Here is a 17,274-nt window from a genome sequence, read left to right on the forward strand (position 1 = left end):
TAGCGTTTCCATATGTCAGTCGCCGGACGCCGGTCCTTGCTGCAGCCGTGTTGCGATGGAGGAAAGGTCATAGCCCGCGTCCGAAGCAACAGACAGGACGTGGGCAAACGACGCTCCATTGTGAACGACTTCCGACAGCGCCCAAAGCATCGCAGCACGGGTGCCGGTTCTGCAGTACGCGGCAACAGGGCGTGGCAGCGCGTCGATCAAAGTGGCAAAGGTATGCACCTCATCATCGGTAATGACGCCAGGCACTACAGGAAGATAGGCAAACTGCATGCCCGCCTGGTGGCAGGCAGCCTGCAGCGCATGGTGGCTGGGCTGCTCCGGCTGTTCGTCGTCGGGCCGGTTGCAGATCACGCTGGCAAAGCCCAGCTCCTTCAGGGCTTCAATATCCTCCGGCAGGAGCTGACCGGACACCTTGAGGCTGGCAGAGAGTGGCTTGAGATTCATGGTTGTCCCGTAGTTGCAGTGGGGCGATGAATGAGTCCATGCAGGAGCACGCCAGCGATCATTGCCGTGGCGAAGATGATCGCGAAGGGCTGGCCGGTTCCCAGCAACGCGATGGCTGGGCCGGGACACACTCCGGCCAGTCCCCAACCCAGACCGAATATCGCCGCACCAATGACCAGGCGCCGATCGATGATGCGATGGGTGGGAATGTGCAGCGATGCGGCAAGTAGTGGTGTTCTGCGGGCGCGTATCCATAGGTAGGCTGCGCCGAAAGGAATCAGAGCGCCCAGCATGACCAGCGCCAGAGAGGGGTCCCAAGCGTCGCTCACATCAAGGAAAGCAAGCACGCGAGCTGGGTTGACCATATCGGATACGACCAGTCCCAATCCGAAGAGTGCGCCGCACAGGAACGCAGCGAGACGGATCATGCCGGGCCCCCGGCCACAATCTGCAACACGGTTGCCGTGGCCATGCCCATGAGCATGAACACGCAGGTCGCCACCACCGATCGCGGCGATGCCCGGCCCAGGCCGCAGACACCGTGCCCACTGGTACAGCCAGCACCAAGTCGAGTCCCGTAACCCACCAGCAGTCCGGCAATCACCAGTACCACAGCTCCATTTGCGGACAGCGCCGGCAGTGGTATTGGCCTTGCCGCCAATGCCAAGCCTGACGCCAGGCCAAGTCCTGCCAGGAACAGAGCAGCACTGCCGCGTCCGGCGTCACCGGACATGCCCAGTGTCCTGGCAAGCAGGCCCGAGATGCCGGCAACGCGGCCGAGAAGGACTAGATAGGCTCCGGTCGCTGTTCCAATCATGGCGCCGCCAGCGAGCGGCCAATACCAAGCCAGATGAGAGAGCGTCATAGCAGGTCCACCGGCAGCTTGAGGTAGCGCACGCCGTTTTCCTCGGGCTCGGGCAGATGGCCGGCGCACATGTTGACCTGCACGGAAGGCAGGATCAGTCGCGGCATCGGGAGCGTCGCATCACGGGTTTCCCGCATTTCCACGAACATTGCTTCGGTCACGCCCTCGTGCACATGCAGGTTGGTTGTCCTTTCGGCACCGATGGTTGTTTCCCATGCGAAATGGTCCCGGCCGGTGGCTTTGTAGTCATGGCACAGGAATACGCGGGCGGCGTCGGGCAGGGACAGCAGGCGCTGGATCGAGCGATACAACTGGCGCGCCGAGCCACCTGGAAAGTCGCATCGGGCGGTGCCGTAGTCCGGCATGAACAGCGTGTCTCCAGGAAATACGGCGTCGCCGATCACGTACGCCAGACAAGCGGGGGTATGGCCTGGCACGTGCAGCGACATCGCCTGCAGATTACCGATGCGGAAGGAGGCACCGTCGGCGAACAGGCGATCGAACTGGCTGCCATCCCGCTTGAATGCAGTACCGGCATTGAAGACCTTGCCGAAGGTTTCCTGGACTGCGGTGATGTGTTCGCCAATAGCTAGCGCGCCTCCCACCTGCTCCTGCAGCCATGGAGCCGCGGACAGGTGGTCGGCATGTGCGTGGGTTTCCAGCAACCATTGCACCTGCAGGCGCTCGGCACGCACGTAGTCCACCAACGCCGATGCGGAGGAAGTGGACGTGCGGCCTGCGGCCATGTCGAAGTCCAGGACGCTGTCGATGATGGCGCACGCTGAAGAAGTTGGATCGCGCACGACGTGGCTGGCAGTGAACGTAGCAGGATCAAAGAACGTCTTCACGGAAGGCGAGGGAAGCAGGCCGGCACGCGCATCGCGGACCAGGCGCACAGCCTGCTCCAGGGGGGCGTCTACCGCTACGGATGGGATCATGACTGGCTCCAGGAGGCTTCGCGGCCTAACTATTACATCGTTACGTAAGCTATGCAACTATTGAAGCATGCTAGATTGCACGGGTTACCCATGGTGTTCGCATCACATCAGCCGCCCAAGTTGCCATTGCCTGTGACCAGCCCCCCATTCAGCCCGTCAGACCTAGCCACGATGAAGGAGCGCGTGCCCGAAGTCGCCGAGCTGCTGCGCTTCATGGCTACTCCTTCGCGCCTGTTGCTGCTATGCCAGCTCGCGCAAGGTGAAATGACGGTGCGGGGACTGGAGGAAGCCACCGGCATTCGACAGCCGGCGCTCTCCCAGCAACTGGCCGAACTCCGTCAGCGAAAGCTTGTAGCGACCCGACGGGAATCACGGTCGATCATCTACCGCATGGCAGACCCGCGCGTTGCAGCACTGCTGGGCGCGATGCATGGGATCTTCTGTGCGGACGATACATCAACTTGAAGTGGCCTAAGGCGTCTAGATGGGACGGGCTAGACTCACTGACCTAGGGGAATTTAGGCCATCGGCGTAGTCTGCCCCAAAACCAATTGACCGCAGCAGGCTCGAGGTCTGCTGCGGCCTAGGGATGTTTATCAGGGATGGGGTGGATGTCTGCTTATGGCCGCTAGAGGACATTGGCAAGCGAATCGACAGGGATGCTGCCGTCCAACTCTTGGATTAGGAAAATTTATCGGGGTTGGGGAAAGGTGACAGGCCCGGTGGCTTCTCATAGCTAATGTCTGCCGCCAATTTGGAGCCAGCTCGACGGTTGGTTTTATCAGAAGAACTGGAAACTGATCAGTGCTTCCCTAGAGGAGATGGGGGGCAGATGCCCAGTTGTGCAGAAAATCCTCTTGCTCCAATGTCTCAACGGCGCCAGGGCGTACCTCTCTCACGCGCCTGATCGCATCCTCGCTGCTCAGAGAAGTCTTGGTAGCGAGGAGAAGCATGCCGGCGACAGTGCCTGCTCTGCCCAGCCCACACTTGCAGTGGACGACAATCCTTTTTCCGTCAAGTAGCGCGTTGCATATGGGCGTCTCCACTTCCTTCCATAACTGGAGGAACCCGAAGTCGGGTGCAGCGCCATCCACAATCGGCAGTCCGTACCACCGTAGACCATGGGCTGCTGCACGCTCCGGCAGAGCGGCGATCCGAAGATCCCCGAACTCCCAAGGCTCGATTAGACTGATGAGATGACCTGCACCCCATGAGCTTATAGCTTGAAGGTCCATATCCAAGTCTCGTGACCACGATCCGGTCATAGCTACGTCTTGATGCTTGCCTGGGGCGAACGTCACTCCGATGGCCCCGCCGCAATGGCCAACCGGGAGAGTCGCTATCTGAAGAGGGTGGGAATGACTGGTCCTAGTCACGCTGTCTCCGGCTATAGAGTGGGGCGCTCTGTCAGGCAGAGTATCTAGAGTTTGCTTCGCCTGCGGCTCTCGCGCGATGGTTGCGAGCAATGCTTAGTCAGGCGAGCCAGAATGCAGCGACAGTCTCTCCCCTATGCGTCTCTGAGCGACCTGCAAACCACTGTCATTAGTAAGGTACGGTGATGCGAATAGGGGGGCTTCAACCCAGAACTTAAGTTGATCTGGGTGGATGTAGGGGCGATGGTCGTCAAGCAGAAGAGCTTGGCCAAGTAGTGGAGAAACGAATCGAAGGTCCTTGATAGAACCAGTCCATTCGACGTAGCGGACCTCTGTAAACCATCCAGGTACATTGCCTTCCTCAGTCAGAAGTGATGCGATTCTCAGCGCTATATGCCGAGGCACCGTCGTGAACAGCACAAGCTCATCAAAGGAAGTTCCAGCATAGTTCAGGAAATCCCGAAGTCCTGGTCGAGGAATCTGGCTGACTGCATTGGAGATGAGGGTTCCCTCAAGATCGAGGGCGAGGATACTGGGGCGCATGCGATAGGACCTATCTACGTTTGAGTGCGTCGCAGAAGACGCGATCTGAGTTCTGGCCCCTCTTGCTGCGCAACCAAGATGGGAGGGGCGAGCCAGTAGTTGTCGCCAATGGGTAGCAGACTCTCTAATGCAACATCGACCATCAGCGGTCGCCGCCACATAGGGTCTGGCAGGAAGCAGTAGTCAGACTTGCTTAGCGTTCCTGATGCTTGCTTGTGAGAGAGCCAGTTTGCTCGACTGCGTATCTCGCGGCTCAGCACGGTCAATGCTGCGGATTCGTCGCCGCCGGTGCTTAAGAACTCACTGGCAGCTCCTCGGACTGATGACCAGATCACGTATCGCTTGCGTCCCAAGCTCAGGTCACGCCACTCTCTTTCCTGTACACATAGAATCTCCTCGGCGTGTTGAATGCCGATCCGATGCTTGCGTAGCAATGAAACGAGATAGGCAGTAGCTTCGCGGTCGGAAAGCTGACGCCAAAGCCACTGTCGGTCCTGTGCTCCAAGCGAGGGGTGCCAGGCTCTCAGCGCATGGGTCAGTGAAGTGCTCAGATCGCCAGGCAGCTGACTGCTCTCCCGATAACTCCAGCTAATGGGGTCGTAAAGAGATCGCTTTGTAGAGCCATTTGACGAGCCCGTCTTAGCTAGAACCCCTGCTGTCTTAAGGAACAGCAGCAAGTGCTGCACGGTCGCTGTGTCAGCGGCTACAGGTGCGGAAATCGAAGTGGAGCGCTCGAGCGCGCACCACGCGCACGCGTAGAACGGCCCAAGCGATGCGAGCAGCGCATCGAGGTCTGGCCACGGAGGGATGAGGGTCTGTTGGTCACGACCATAGATCACTCGATCCCCGGCAGTTCAACCGGCTCTGATGCTAGCAAGCCACCGGAAGGTCGTCTACACAATTTTCATGTAGGCCCCGGCTCGGCCATAGATTTCGTTCCGCTCCTCTAGGCGGACCCAATGGCTACCAAAACGATCTACCAAAGTGCATACCTTCGGTTGGTCGGCCTTCTCCGCGAGCGACGCGAGTCGTTGGGTATCAGTCAAACCAGGCTAGCCTCTCACTTGGGGTGGCCTCAGCAGAGAATCTCTTCCGTTGAGTCTGGAGCGCGGCGCCTGGACGTGATGGAGTTCTGCCTCATCGCCGCTGCCTTGGGATTCTCTCCCGCCGAGGTCTCTGATCAGGTCTTGAAGATGCTACAGAGCGTGCGCGGCAATCAGATCAAGGACAGGCAGTAGCGAACGATCGCAGCAGTCGCGCTAGGCCTGATGACTGGCGCGGGCTTTTCCGAGGTGCGCGACGTGCCGCTGCCGATGTTTGGCCTTGGGTCAAGCGAAGGCCGTCCTGCTGATCGACTCGCTCGACGCCTTGCGCGATCACTTCCAAGCTGCTTCATGGCGGCTCGGGGCCAGTCCAAAGAGAGCATACGTCCGTGGGTCGAACGATTGAGGTCCTCCTACTGCCTCTTGGTCCATTTCCCGGGGAGATGACCTGTCATGGAGACCGGGGGGGCTACTCCCCGCCATTTATGTACACTCAATTTTTGCTCAGGCCCCTGTATTCTTGCGCGAAATTTGCTATTTCTATCGCTTAGTTTCGTTTATGTACATTCTTCACGATAACTTACTACCGTTCTAGGACACCTATCCTCACGCTTTGTAGCTAATGGATCCAGGAAGCCCCTTCTACTAAGGGGCTTTTCTATTTTTTGCTCACTACTTTTGTAAAATAAAATGGTATAGTCATTCATATGTAGTAAATGTAGAAAAAGACCTTATGTCCTCGCTTGCGATGCGCGTGATGAATCAAGGTGAGCGCGTGCCACTTCTGCTGGACGATCAGGGGCTTCCTGTGTTCTACCCGACGCTCTTTGCGACGGCGCAGTTGCGCAACGCCGGAGCGGCCGTCAATACGATTCGAAACGCTCTCACGCACATCCAGGTGCTCCTTCGATGGGAGATGCAGGAAGGACGCAACCTCGTTGACGAGTTCACGGGTGGGACGTTCCTTTCGTTGCCAGACATCGTGTCGCTGCGCGATTTCGCGAAGCTGGACATGCGATATGTGGGCGCTAGAGAAGACACCGAAGTGCGCTCGGGCAACGTGGTGGCCTTTTCTGATGCACGGGTAGGCCCGACGGTGGCGCGTCCCTCGGTGACCCAGCGAGTGGCCTACAACCGCATGACGACGATCGCGGACTACCTGGAGTTCCTCGGCGGCGTCATCATCCAGCATCGCAACTCTGCGGAGTTTGCGCACGATTTGGCTGAGATGGGCAAGCGCATTCGAAAGCACCGCCCACGAGGGTCCAAGCACGGACTCATTCAGACGCCGGTCGAGAAGTCGCCTGATCCAGGGGTGGTCAAGCGGCTGCGGGAAGTCATCGCCATCGGGAGCGACGAGAACCCGTTCAGCGATCCGACGATCCAGCTGCGGAATGCGATCATCATCGAGTTGTATCGAGTCACCGGCATGCGAACGGGCGAACTGCTCAGCCTTTGGGTGGAGCAGTTTCATCTTGGGCACGAGCCAAGCGTCAGCGTTCGACGCAATCACGATGACGTGCACGATCCTCGCGCTTATCAGCCGACCAGCAAAACGAAAGAGCGCATTCTGCCGATCTCGGACGAGCTCGCAAAGCTGGTCCAGCACTACATCCTTGAAGTGCGTGCACGCATTCCTGGAGCGCGACGACATCCCTACGTTTTCGTATCGCACAAGGCCGGGAAGACCTTTGGGAGGCCGCTGTCGAAGAATGGCCTGTACCGAGTCATCGAGCGAGTCAGCGCGGTCTCGCCAGAACTGGCGGGCATACATCCTCATGCACTGCGCCATCACATGAATTACGCGCTGTCGCTAGCGATTGATCAACACAATGCAGCGTCGCGTTCCAATGACGCCGAGCAGATCATTAGGGAGGGTCGCGAGCAGGACATTCGTGCACACCTCAATGGACATCGCAACAAGGAGTCGGGCAAGGTCTATAACGAGCGTCATATCCGTGAACAGGCCGACAAGGCCATGCGACTGCTTGGCAGCGCACTTGCTCGCAATAACGATAAGAAGGTGGGTGATGAAGGCAAGCGCTAAGGCGAATGCAGCCGTACCAGAGACTGCTTCGCCGCGTATGGCTATATCGAAGGATGGCTATTCATTCGATCCGAAGGACATGCAGTGGAAGCTCAATAAGGATGTTCAAATCTCGCTTGGTGTCATAGATGACCTTGAGCCGGATTGTAGGCAGGGTGCCCGCCTCACCCTTCAGCGCTACGCAGAGGAGCAATCCGCCTCACATACCTACAACATGGCTGAGCGCATGAAGCGGTTCATTCGTGAAACGGGGTCTGCTGAAGTGTCTCCGGCTTCGCTCATGAACTGGAGAGCCTCACTCGGATTGGATGGGGAGTGGAATCTGGGGGGGCTCAAGGGGTTCTTGCTGGCATGGCATGACTATGGGTTCGCTGGGATCTCCAAGGATGTGGTTGAACTACTTGAAGGTTGGCGTATCACCGGCAATGAAAAAGGCGCAGCTGTGGCAAACGGCTGCCCAGAAACGGGACCTTTCACGGATATTGAGCTGCAGTCCCTATTGGATTGGGCGAATCTCGCGGTGGTCCAGAAAACGATTGATTTCGAGGATTACGCCTATCTGTTGATGCTGGCAATGACTGCTCGGCGACCCATCCAGATCGCTGCGCTCAGAGGCAAGGATCTGGCTTTGCCGAAGGCAGGCGATAGCTTCTATACGCTAAATGTTCCACGCTCCAAGCAGCGAGGTGGCTCCTTCCGCGGTGAGTTTCGTTCACTTCCAATCCCGAACGATCTTGGCGTTGTGTTGCAGCAACAGCACAGGGGCTCAGTCAAACTTGTCGAGAGTCGAGTGGGATATACGTTGCACGCATCGCTGCGGGATGAAATTCCGATCTTCATCAATGCATCCAAGGCGTACACACTTCGACGCAACACCGATGGTTTCGCGCTTAAAGAGTTGCTTCTTGGAGGTACGCCTGATCTTTTGCACGCGACGACGACATCATTTAGTCAGGCGCTACAGCGCGTCGCACAAGCGTGCACAGCGCGCTCGGAGCGGACTGGCGAATATCTCCGCCTCACAGCCACGAGATTCCGCTACACACGAGGTACGAAACTTCGGAGGGAAGGATTCGGGGCATACGTGATCGCAGAGTTGTTGGACCAATCCGACATCCAGCAGGTCAAGGTCTATACCGAGAATACGGCCCAAGAGGCGGTGTTCATCGACCGGATAGTGGGCCCCGCCCTTGCGCCATTTGCACAAGCTTGTCTAGGAACGCTGGTTCGCAGCGAACGTGACGCGATACGCGGCGACGACCCTACCAGTCGTGTGTCGAATGATCGGCAGAACGCCGTGGGGACATGCGGAAACTTTGGCTTCTGCGCCAGTGGATATCGCGCTTGCTATACATGCGTGCACTTCCAGCCCTGGCTCGACGCTCCACATTCGGAAGTGCTCGAGGATCTTTACGCTGAGAAACTCAGGGTGAAGGAGGCTGGATGTGCGGAGGTGGTGGTCAACGCCAATGATCTCCTGATACTTGCTGTGGAAGACTGCGTCTCGAAGTGCGCTGCCATGCGTCAACAACTGGCTGGCGCATCGTGCCTCGCTGAGGTGGCCGATGGCTGATGTCGTCCTCTTTGTACCGCGTGACGCACGATTTGCCAGCGAAAATTTGGCTGAGTTCATACGGCTTGCACGTGAAGATCTAACCGCATTCGGTGGGCGAGACGGTTGGGAAGAGCACAAGTGGAGGCTTGGAAAGACATCAGTTGTATTTGCCACGAAGACGAAGGAATTAACGAGCCATCGTTTCACCCCGATGGCAGAGCCGTTCATCCAATTCGCCAAGGCATACGTTCGTTATACGTACAGTCACAAGCCCGTTAAGAACATTGACTATCCGCTTCGAGCATTGCGTTGCATTGAAGCGGCTCTTCTTGAGTCCCGCGGAGGTGCCGACGTCAGCGGCCTGAACGGGGCTGTGATGGATGTGGCGGCTGCCAAGTGTCGGGAGTTCTACAAGAGCGACGACGAGAGATGCCAGACGGGGCGTCAGATGGCTCGCATTGTCGAATTCCTTCGGGAGAAAAAGATTGTCCCTTCCTTGCAGCAGTGGAAGTCGCCGTTCCCGAAGCCGAAGATACTGACCGAAGACATCGGAGGCGCGGGGAAAGCACACCGTGCAGCGAAGCTGCCGTCCAACGAGGCAATGTTCGCTTTGGCTGAAATGTTTGCAGCCGCCGATGATGTCGAGACTCAATATTTTTCCTCTATCGCCACGCTTTTGATGGTTGCACCGTCGCGAATTTCTGAGGTGCTCGCGCTTCCAGTTGACTGCATTCAGTGGGATACCGACGAATATGGAGCGCCGCAAATGTGCCTGCGATGGCGGGCAGCGAAGGGCAAGGGAGCCACGAAGAAGTGGGTGCCTTCGGTGATGCAGGATGTTGTCATCGAAGCCGTGCGTCGGCTGACCCAAATCGGCGCTCCCGCTCGTGCGGCTGCCCGCTTCGCTCATGATCACCCTGGAAGATTTATGGATCATCCGGGCTGTGTGGTGACGGTGGGCGATGCCGCCGATCGTCTGCTGATGCCGAATGAAGTGGCAGCTGCTCTAGGGCTTCGGGTTCACAGAAAAACGTACCGTACTGACGGCACGCCCACTTGGTCGCAGGTGGTTGGGGACAAGCGGTTGAAAAAGCTCCTTGATCGGGGTGACATCTCCTACAAGGATCTGGCCGCCTACGTTTTTGAAGGGTGCGCCGGGCCGGATTGGCCATTCATTGATGACAGCAGGACAGTGAAGATCTGGGATGCCCTCTGCCTGCACCGCGTGAACGAGTTCCATCGCGAACATGAAGTCAAGCGGTTCTCATGGGCAATCGCCACATCAACGATGGTGAATGATCGCCTGGGCGGGAGTTCGGATCTCTCGCTCTTCGAGAAGAAGGGCTATCGGAACTCAGATGGAAGTCCAATCAAGCTCACGACTCATCAGCCCCGTCATTGGCTCAATACCCTGAGTCAGCGGGGCGGTATGGACGAGATGACGTTGGCTCAGTGGTCGGGCCGCGCCCGTGTTGCCGACAACGCGCACTACGATCATCGTTCGCCAGAGGAGCGCATGAGAGAGGTGCGAGACATCCTCAAGGTGGAACATAAGTCGCTACTTGAACGATTCCAGAGCCGTCAACCGGTCACTTATCAAGAGCTTGGGGTAGATCGCCTGGGGACCGCCAAAGCTACGCTCTACGGGATGTGCGTTCACGATTACGCGATGAGTCCCTGCCAAAAACAGCGTGAATGCATGACTTGCAAGGAGCATGTATGCATCAAGGGGGATCACGTGACATTGGATCGAATCCTGCTTCTGGAGGCGCAAACCAAAGCGCTTCTTGATCGGGCCCTCGAGGCTCGCGAAGCTGGGGACTTCGGCGCAGACCGATGGGTGGACAACCATAAATGGAAGTTGGCACATGTGCAGGCGATGCGCATGACGTTGGAGCATGATGGCGTGCCCGATGGCACTGTCTTGCGCATTCCAGATGGTCACGATCCTTCGCCAGTGCGGCGAGCGCTGATTGAACTAGGCGTAGTCCTGCCCGATGCTCTGGCTCTGCATCCTCGCGTAATTCCCTTGGCACTCGCATAAAGCCATGCCGAAGAAGATTGTCACGAAATCGACCCTACCCAAGATCCTGCGGGTATTGGATCAATGGGAAGGCAAGTTGACCTGGGATGCTTACTGCGATCGAGTTGCCCAAGCGCTTGGCATCGATTCCGTGAGCCGCCATGCGTTGCTCAATTATCCTGCAATCAAGGAACACTACCGGCGTCGGCAGCAGGAGCTGAGAGAGGTTAGGGATCAACGGCCAAGAGACTTCACGATGGAAGTTGCAAATCGGCGGATCGCGGATCTTGAGGCGCAGGTGAGCCGGCTTGAAGCCACCAACACGTTGCTGCTTGATCAATTTCGGCGGTGGCAATACAACGCGTACGCCAACAACGTGCGGATGGATAGCTTGAATTTGGATAAACCACTGCCTGCGGTTGATCGGTCAGGACATGGGGCGAAAGGGAAGAGTAGGTAGATTTTCGAATTGCATCGAGCATCGGCAAGCGGTCGAACAGTTGGCAGATCTTGATGCAGCAGGGAGCGAGGATGTCTCACTTGAGCGTTGTTGTCTCAGTTTTTGAGACTCACGTGGAGTAGCTTCGGGTCACTGGAGTGTGGGATGCGATGGATGAACCTGATTCAAGCTTACTGGCCGGCTATCGCTGCAATGGCGTTCTCGTTGCTGGCCGTAGGAGTGATATCTACCTTGCGGCACAGTTCATTTGGTACGGAGTTGATGGCTAGTTGTTGGCGCGCACTTAAAACTGACCCAGGCTGCGCGTTGAACTTTGACCCACCCGGTGTACGGGGCTGAGGGTATCAGTTGGTGGTCTGGGTGGTGGCCTCCTTTGCCCTGATTCTGGCTTTGGTCTTGTTGGCGGCGGTGCTGTTGCGCAGCCGCCAGGAGTCGTTGCCGGTCTCCAGGATGTGGCAGTGGTGGGTGATGCGATCCAGCAGCGCGGTGGTCATCTTGGCGTCGCCGAACACCTGACCCCATTCGGAGAAGGCCAAGTTGGTGGTGATGGCGAGGCTGGTGCGCTCGTAGAGCTTGCTGATCAGGTGGAACAGCAGCGCGCCGCCTGAGGGGGTGAACGGCAGGTAGCCCAGTTCATCGAGGATGACCAGGTCGGCATAGGTCAGGCGCAGGGCGATCTGCCCGGCCTTGCCCTGGGCCTGTTCCTTCTCCAGCGCATTGACCAGTTCGATGGTGGAGAAGAAGCGCACGCGCAGGCGATGCTGGCGCACGGCCTGGATGCCGATGGCGGTGGCCAGGTGGGTCTTGCCGGTGCCCGGTCCACCGACAAGGACGACGTTCTCGGGGGTGTGGATGAAGTCACCCTGGTGGAGTCGTTCGACCAGTGCGCGATCAACGGGACTGGCCGCGAAGTCGAACCCGAGCAGGTCACGATGGACGGGGAAACGTGCGGCCTTCATCTGGTTGGCCTGGGCACGAACCTGCCGTTCGGCGGACTCGGCCTGCAGCAGTTCGGCCATCCAGTGTTCGGGCTCCATGGTGTGCAGGCGCATCTTGGCCAGCAGTTCGGGCCACTGGCTGGCCATGCCGTGCAGCTTGAGCTGCTGCATGCGCAGCGGCAGGTCAGGCGTCGACATGATCTGCCTCCCGCAGGGCGTCGTAGCGGGCCGGATCGGACACCGGCGGATGACGCAGCGTCACTCGCGAGGCGACCGTCTCGATCGTGCGGTCCGGATGCTGCAATCGCCCCAGCACGTTGAGCACGTGGTCGGCGCGCACCAGGCCGGACTCGAGTGCCAGTTCCACCGCCACCAGTACCGCTTCGAGCCCGTGCACGGGTACGGCGGCCAGCACCTGGGCCATGGCGCGGTCGCCGTGAGGCTGGCGCAGCAACACCTGCTGCAGCTTGCGCAGCGGATCGGGCATGGACAGGAACGGCGCGCCGTCACGCAGTGCCCCCGGCTTGCGCTGGACCAGGGCGATGTAGTGCTGCCAGTCGTAGTGGACCCGATCACGCTCGAAGCTGCGCCGGTGGCGGGCGACCTCGGCCTCGCCGACCACCACGGCCAGTTCGAAGGGATACACGCGCAGGCTGGCGACGGCGTGGGCGTGTTCGCACGGCACGCTGTAGCGGTTGCGCTGGAAGCTGACCAGCGCGGTCGAACTGACCCGCACCGGCCGCTCGATGTAGCCGTCGAAGGGCGCGGGCATCGGCATCAGGTGGGGCTGTTCGTCCTCCAGAGCTTCGGCCACGGTGATGTCGGAGGCATCCGGATGCGCCTGCATCGGCCAAGCGGCGCGGCACTCGCTGGCGAGCCAGGCGTTGAGGGTGTCCAGATCTGGCCAGTGGCGGGCCCCGGCCTCGATCCAGATCTGTCGGCGCCGGTCCTGCACGTTCTTCTCGACCCGCCCCTTCTCCCAACCCGCGGCGCGGTTGCAGAACTCCGCGGCGAACAGGTAGTGGCTGGTCATGGCGTGGAAGCGGGCGTTGACCCGCCGTTCCCGGTGCTGGCCGATCCCGTCCACCGCCGTCTTCATGTTGTCGTAGATGCCGCGGCGCGGCACGCCACCGAAGGCGGTAAACGCCTGGGTATGAGCATCGAACAGCATCTCGTGGCTCTGGGTGGGATAGGCCACCAACCAGAAGGCGCGGCTGCAGGCCAGCTTCACGTGGGCGAGATCCAGCGGCATCTTGGCGTGGCTGCCGACGAAGGCGTACTCGCGGCTCCAGTCGAACTGGAAGGCTTCACCCGGAGGAAAGTGCAGCGGCACGAAGGCCGGGCGGCGGCTGGCGCCGCCGGCCGCCTTCCACTGGCGGATGAAGGCCGTCACCCGGGTGTAGGTGCCCGGATAGCCGATCGCCTGCAACTGCGAGAACAGCACCTTGGCGGTGCGTTGTTCCCGCCGGGGACGATGGCTGTCGGCACGCAGCCACGTCTCCAACTGGGACCGGTAGGGATCGAGCCGGGAGGGCGAGGCTCGCCTGGGATAGACCGGCTCGGACTGGCCGCTGCGCAGCCATCGCCGGATGGTATTGCGGGATAGGCCCGTGCGCTTGGCGATCTCGCGCAGCGGCAGGCCATCGCGGAAATGCATCCGCCGGATCTTGGCCAACATGACCATGGTGATCACTCCTGAAATCCCCCGAGCAAAAGATGCTCAGGATGTGGGCTTCAGGTGGGTCAGTTTTACCCGCGCATCACCGCCGAAAGTGGGTCAGTTCTGGATGCGCGCCAACACCAAGACGGGCCGATCGGCTCTGGCACTGTCGCGGGAGCTGGGGATCGGCTACGACGCGGCCTGGCTGCTCAAGCACAAGCTGATGCAGGCCATGGTCGAGCGTGAAGGCAGGCGCCAGTTGGCCGGCTGGGTCCAACTGGACGATGCCTATTTCGGCGGCGAGCGCCGGGGTGGGCCACGTGGCCGCGGTGCCGACGGGAAGCAGGCGTTCGTGGCCGCCGTGCAGTGCTCCGAGGAGGGCCATCCGGAAGTGATGCGGCTGGATGTCGTCAAGGGATTCAGCGCCGATGAGATCGGCGCCTGGGCCACGCGCCACCTGGCCCCCGATACCGTCGTCGTATCCGATGCCCTGGCAGGGTTCAATGCGGTGGGCGAGGTGGCCGGCACCAGCCATCGCCGGCTGCGGACGGGCAGCGGTGGGCACAAGTGCGACCATCCGGCACTGCGCTGGGTCAACGTCATGCTGGGCAACGTGAAGACCGCTCTGCGCGGCACCTACCATGGACCCCGGCGCAAGTACGCCCAACGCTACCTGGGCGAGTTCTGCTATCGGTTCAACCGACGGTTCGAACTGCATCGGCTGGTTGCACGATTGACCTACGTGCTGCTCCGTACGCCGCCGCTGCCCTATCGGATGGCAACCGTGGATGCGATAGCCGGGTAATCAGGAACAAAAAAGCCACGTTGAATCCAGACTCCAAGGCATTGCCGCATCATAGCGGCAGCAGAACCGGCACGAGAAGGACCGTCACCACCAGGGCGATCATCGCCAGCGGCACGCCGATCTTCACGAAATCGACGAAGCGATAGTTTCCCGGCCCCACGACCAGCATGTTCACCGGCGATGAAACGGGAGTCATGAAGGCCGTCGACGCGGCAAGCGCCACGGTCATGGCGAAGGGATAGGGCGAAGCCTCCAGCCCCGCCGCAAGGGCAAGCGCGACCGGCGCCATCAGCACGGCGGTCGCGGTGTTGGAGATGAACATGCCCAGAAGGGCGGTGACGAAGAACAGAACAGCCAACACGGCACGCGGAGAACCGGACCCTACCGTCGATAACAGCCAATCGGCCGCCAGATCGATCCCGCCCACTTCCTGCAGCGCAATCGAGAAGGGCAGCATGCCGACGATCAGAACCAGCGTCTGCCAATGGATCGAACGGTAGGCGCCGTTCATGCCGACGCAGCCGGCAAGGCCGAAAAGCAGGCAGCCGATCAGCGCCGCCAGAACATTGGGCACGATGCCGCTGGCCATCATGAAGACCGTCAGGAGCAGGATCGCCACCGCAAATGGCGCGCGCGACCGGACGGGCGCTACATCGTCGCTCTCGACAGGCAGGTTCAGCAGGATCAGCCGGTCCGGCGAGCGCGGCAGACGCTCTATCGCGCGCCAGGGGCCGATGACAAGGAGTATATCCCCGGCGCGGAACCTCACTTCCGTCACCGGCTCTTCCAGCGCCTTGCGTTCGCGCCTGACCCCGACGACCGTCACATCGTGAAGCGATCGGACATCGGCCTCCGCCACGGTTTTGCCCACCAGCCTCGAATCCGGAGAAAGCAGCACTTCGGCCATGCCGATCTCCTGACTGCGATCCCCGAAATAATTGGCGGCCAGTTCCATCGGGTGCAGCCTGAAGCTGCGAGCCACTTTCCCGATATCGAGATCGCGCCCGCACGCATCGATCATCAATATGTCCCCGGCCTCCAGCTGGCTGTGGGCGTGCGGGCGCAGAAGCTGGCGGGAAAAGCGCCTCTCACGCTCGATGGCGATGATATTGATCCCGGCGCTGCCGCGCAGGTCGAGCGTGGCGAGCGGCCGTCCGATCAGGGAAGAATAGGGATCCACCGCAAAGCGGTATTCGCGGCCCTCCAGTCCGTATTTCTCTATGAAATCGCGAAGGGTGGGGCGTTCCGGCCCCTGCTCCGCTTCCGGCACGCCGGCGAGGAAACGGCGCGCGGCGAGCATATAGATGATGGCCAGGACAAGCAGCGGAAGGCCGAAAGGCGTGAAGGCGAAGAAGCTGAATCCCTCATAGCCATGCCGCTCGAGCTCGGCATGGACCACGAGATTGGGCGCCGTGGCGACCAGTGTCATCATGCCGCTGAGCAATGCCGCGACCGACAGCGGCATCATCAGCCGGCTGGCGGGAATGCGGGCGTTGCGCGCGATCCGCAGGACTATGGGGATGAAAATGGCGACCACGCCGGTCGAGCTCATGAACGAGCCGATGCCCGCCACGACGATCATCAGCAGCACGATCAGCCGGGCCTCGCTGCGGCCGGCCTTGCTGACAAGCCAGTCCCCCAGCATCTGCGCCACGCCCGTCCGGACCAGCGCCTCGCCCACAACGAAAAGCGCGGCGATGAGGATGATGTTGGGATCCGCGAAGCCGGCGAATGCCTGCTCGACGGTGATGACCCCGGAAAGCGGCAGCGCCACGATCATCATCAACGCAACGGCATCCATTCGCGGACGGCCGATCGCGAACATGACAATGGCGGAAATCAGCAGGGCGAGGACAAGGGCCAGGTCGGACATCGTCCCAGCCTAGTGCATTTTTTGCAGTCAGGGGAATCCGCGCGCCGCAAAGAGGTCCGGCGGCCGCCTGTTCGGGGGTGACTTGCCTACTCCGGTTTCCGGCTGGCGGGCTGCCGCAGGCGCAGGATATTATCCAATACGGAAGGATGCAGCGGCCGGGCGAACTGGCAGCCGACCACGAATTCATCCACCCACACGACCTTCGCCTGCTGGGGCTCCAGCTGCGGCAACCTTATCCAGCAGGTGTCCCCGATACGGAGCGCCTGGATCGCGGCAATACGCACGCCATGCGTGGAAATGTCGAGGATCTGGACATTGGTGCGGACGTTCCCCTTGCGGAACTGCACAGTCGCATTCAGCGGCCGCCGCTCGGCAAGGCGAGAAATCTTGCCCAACCTCCTGCTTCCAGACCTGCTGCAGGCGCATTGGCCGGACTTTCTCGCGCGCCGTGAGGTAGAAGACCGCCCGCTGCCCGAGTATGTGCGCGAGGAGTTCGAGACCTACCTGCGCTGCGGCGTGCTCGAGCACGGCTTCCTGCGCGTGGTCTGCGAGCASTGYCGKGCCGAGAGGCTGGTGGCSTWYTCCTGCAAGAAGCGCGGCTTCTGCCCCAGCTGCGGSGCGCGGCGCATGGCCGAGWSSGCGCGGCAYCTGGTGGASGAGGTGTTYGGCCCGCGGCCKGTGCGGCAATGGGTGCTGAG

18 protein-coding genes are annotated in these 17,274 nt (G+C 60.3%); 8 read left to right on the forward strand and 10 right to left on the reverse strand.

The annotated features are described in order from the left end of the window. Positions 1–15 precede the first annotated feature (15 nt). Genes D7Y61_RS13770 through D7Y61_RS13785 form a run of 4 tightly spaced genes read right to left on the reverse strand, consistent with a single transcriptional unit; the run spans position 16 to position 2,256 of the window. Positions 16–453, reverse strand: coding sequence for a TIGR01244 family sulfur transferase (locus tag D7Y61_RS13770; RefSeq protein ID WP_180866819.1), 438 nt, complete (start codon positions 451–453; stop codon positions 16–18). Further along, positions 450–881 carry a YeeE/YedE family protein gene (locus D7Y61_RS13775; RefSeq protein WP_180866821.1) on the reverse strand — a complete coding sequence of 144 codons (432 nt, stop codon included), beginning with the start codon at positions 879–881 and terminating at the stop codon, positions 450–452. Before D7Y61_RS13775 ends, D7Y61_RS13770 begins: the two co-directional genes overlap by 4 nt. Continuing rightward, positions 878–1,318, reverse strand: a complete 441-nt coding sequence (locus D7Y61_RS13780) for a YeeE/YedE family protein (RefSeq protein WP_180866823.1) — start codon at positions 1,316–1,318, stop codon at positions 878–880. The genes D7Y61_RS13775 and D7Y61_RS13780 overlap by 4 nt, the downstream gene beginning before the upstream one ends. Further along, positions 1,315–2,256 carry an MBL fold metallo-hydrolase gene (locus D7Y61_RS13785; RefSeq protein WP_258010364.1) on the reverse strand — a complete coding sequence of 314 codons (942 nt, stop codon included), beginning with the start codon at positions 2,254–2,256 and terminating at the stop codon, positions 1,315–1,317. The genes D7Y61_RS13780 and D7Y61_RS13785 overlap by 4 nt, the downstream gene beginning before the upstream one ends. Positions 2,257–2,427: 171 nt before the next feature. Between D7Y61_RS13785 and D7Y61_RS13790 the strand changes: the two genes are divergently transcribed. Further along, positions 2,428–2,721 (forward strand): ArsR/SmtB family transcription factor, encoded by a 294-nt coding sequence (locus D7Y61_RS13790; RefSeq protein ID WP_180866824.1) that lies wholly within the window; start codon positions 2,428–2,430, stop codon positions 2,719–2,721. Positions 2,722–3,068: 347 nt separating this feature from the next. Here D7Y61_RS13790 and D7Y61_RS13795 read toward each other — a convergent pair whose 3' ends face one another. Further along, positions 3,069–3,632, reverse strand: coding sequence for a dual specificity protein phosphatase family protein (locus D7Y61_RS13795; RefSeq protein ID WP_180866826.1), 564 nt, complete (start codon positions 3,630–3,632; stop codon positions 3,069–3,071). 93 nt (positions 3,633–3,725) lie between these two features. After that, complete coding sequence (locus D7Y61_RS13800) at positions 3,726–4,172, reverse strand: NIF family HAD-type phosphatase (RefSeq protein WP_180866827.1); 447 nt, start codon at positions 4,170–4,172, stop codon at positions 3,726–3,728. Between the two features lie 959 nt (positions 4,173–5,131). Between D7Y61_RS13800 and D7Y61_RS13805 the strand changes: the two genes are divergently transcribed. The 5 genes from D7Y61_RS13805 (at position 5,132) to D7Y61_RS13825 (ending at position 11,300) form a co-directional block, all read left to right on the forward strand. Further along, positions 5,132–5,410 (forward strand): helix-turn-helix domain-containing protein, encoded by a 279-nt coding sequence (locus D7Y61_RS13805; protein WP_180866829.1) that lies wholly within the window; start codon positions 5,132–5,134, stop codon positions 5,408–5,410. A gap of 538 nt (positions 5,411–5,948) precedes the next feature. After that, positions 5,949–7,262, forward strand: coding sequence for a site-specific integrase (locus D7Y61_RS13810; protein ID WP_149500782.1), 1,314 nt, complete (start codon positions 5,949–5,951; stop codon positions 7,260–7,262). After that, complete coding sequence (locus D7Y61_RS13815) at positions 7,246–8,835, forward strand: site-specific integrase (RefSeq protein WP_232092444.1); 1,590 nt, start codon at positions 7,246–7,248, stop codon at positions 8,833–8,835. Before D7Y61_RS13810 ends, D7Y61_RS13815 begins: the two co-directional genes overlap by 17 nt. After that, entirely contained in the window at positions 8,828–10,861 is a 2,034-nt protein-coding gene (locus D7Y61_RS13820; RefSeq protein WP_232092445.1) for a hypothetical protein, read from the forward strand. Before D7Y61_RS13815 ends, D7Y61_RS13820 begins: the two co-directional genes overlap by 8 nt. A gap of 4 nt (positions 10,862–10,865) precedes the next feature. After that, positions 10,866–11,300 (forward strand): hypothetical protein, encoded by a 435-nt coding sequence (locus D7Y61_RS13825; protein ID WP_080114903.1) that lies wholly within the window; start codon positions 10,866–10,868, stop codon positions 11,298–11,300. A gap of 344 nt (positions 11,301–11,644) precedes the next feature. Here D7Y61_RS13825 and istB read toward each other — a convergent pair whose 3' ends face one another. Together istB and istA are read right to left on the reverse strand one after the other, a co-directional pair. Then, complete coding sequence (istB, locus tag D7Y61_RS13830) at positions 11,645–12,436, reverse strand: IS21-like element ISPa36 family helper ATPase IstB (protein WP_003097544.1); 792 nt, start codon at positions 12,434–12,436, stop codon at positions 11,645–11,647. Beyond that, on the reverse strand, positions 12,423–13,922 hold the full coding sequence (gene istA / locus D7Y61_RS13835; protein WP_003097546.1) for an IS21-like element ISPa36 family transposase: 1,500 nt from the start codon (positions 13,920–13,922) through the stop codon (positions 12,423–12,425). The genes istB and istA overlap by 14 nt, the downstream gene beginning before the upstream one ends. On the opposite strand from istA, the gene D7Y61_RS13840 reads away from it, so the two are divergent. Further along, a complete protein-coding gene (locus tag D7Y61_RS13840; RefSeq protein WP_164145999.1) occupies positions 13,915–14,703 on the forward strand; it encodes an IS1595 family transposase in 789 nt (262 codons plus the stop codon). The genes istA and D7Y61_RS13840 overlap by 8 nt on opposite strands. A 49-nt stretch (positions 14,704–14,752) precedes the next feature. Here D7Y61_RS13840 and D7Y61_RS13845 read toward each other — a convergent pair whose 3' ends face one another. After that, positions 14,753–16,576: an SLC13 family permease gene (locus tag D7Y61_RS13845; protein ID WP_019185707.1), complete on the reverse strand. Its 1,824-nt coding sequence runs from the start codon at positions 16,574–16,576 to the stop codon at positions 14,753–14,755. 86 nt (positions 16,577–16,662) lie between these two features. Beyond that, entirely contained in the window at positions 16,663–16,971 is a 309-nt protein-coding gene (locus D7Y61_RS13850) for a PilZ domain-containing protein (protein ID WP_019185708.1), read from the reverse strand. Between D7Y61_RS13850 and D7Y61_RS13855 the strand changes: the two genes are divergently transcribed. After that, the coding region (locus D7Y61_RS13855; RefSeq protein ID WP_430543711.1) for a transposase zinc-binding domain-containing protein at positions 16,874–17,274 on the forward strand (401 nt) is incomplete at its 3' end. The two genes, D7Y61_RS13850 and D7Y61_RS13855, sit on opposite strands and share 98 nt — an antisense overlap.

Source organism: Stenotrophomonas maltophilia (genome assembly GCF_013464485.1).
GTDB lineage: Bacteria > Pseudomonadota > Gammaproteobacteria > Xanthomonadales > Xanthomonadaceae > Stenotrophomonas > Stenotrophomonas maltophilia_AW.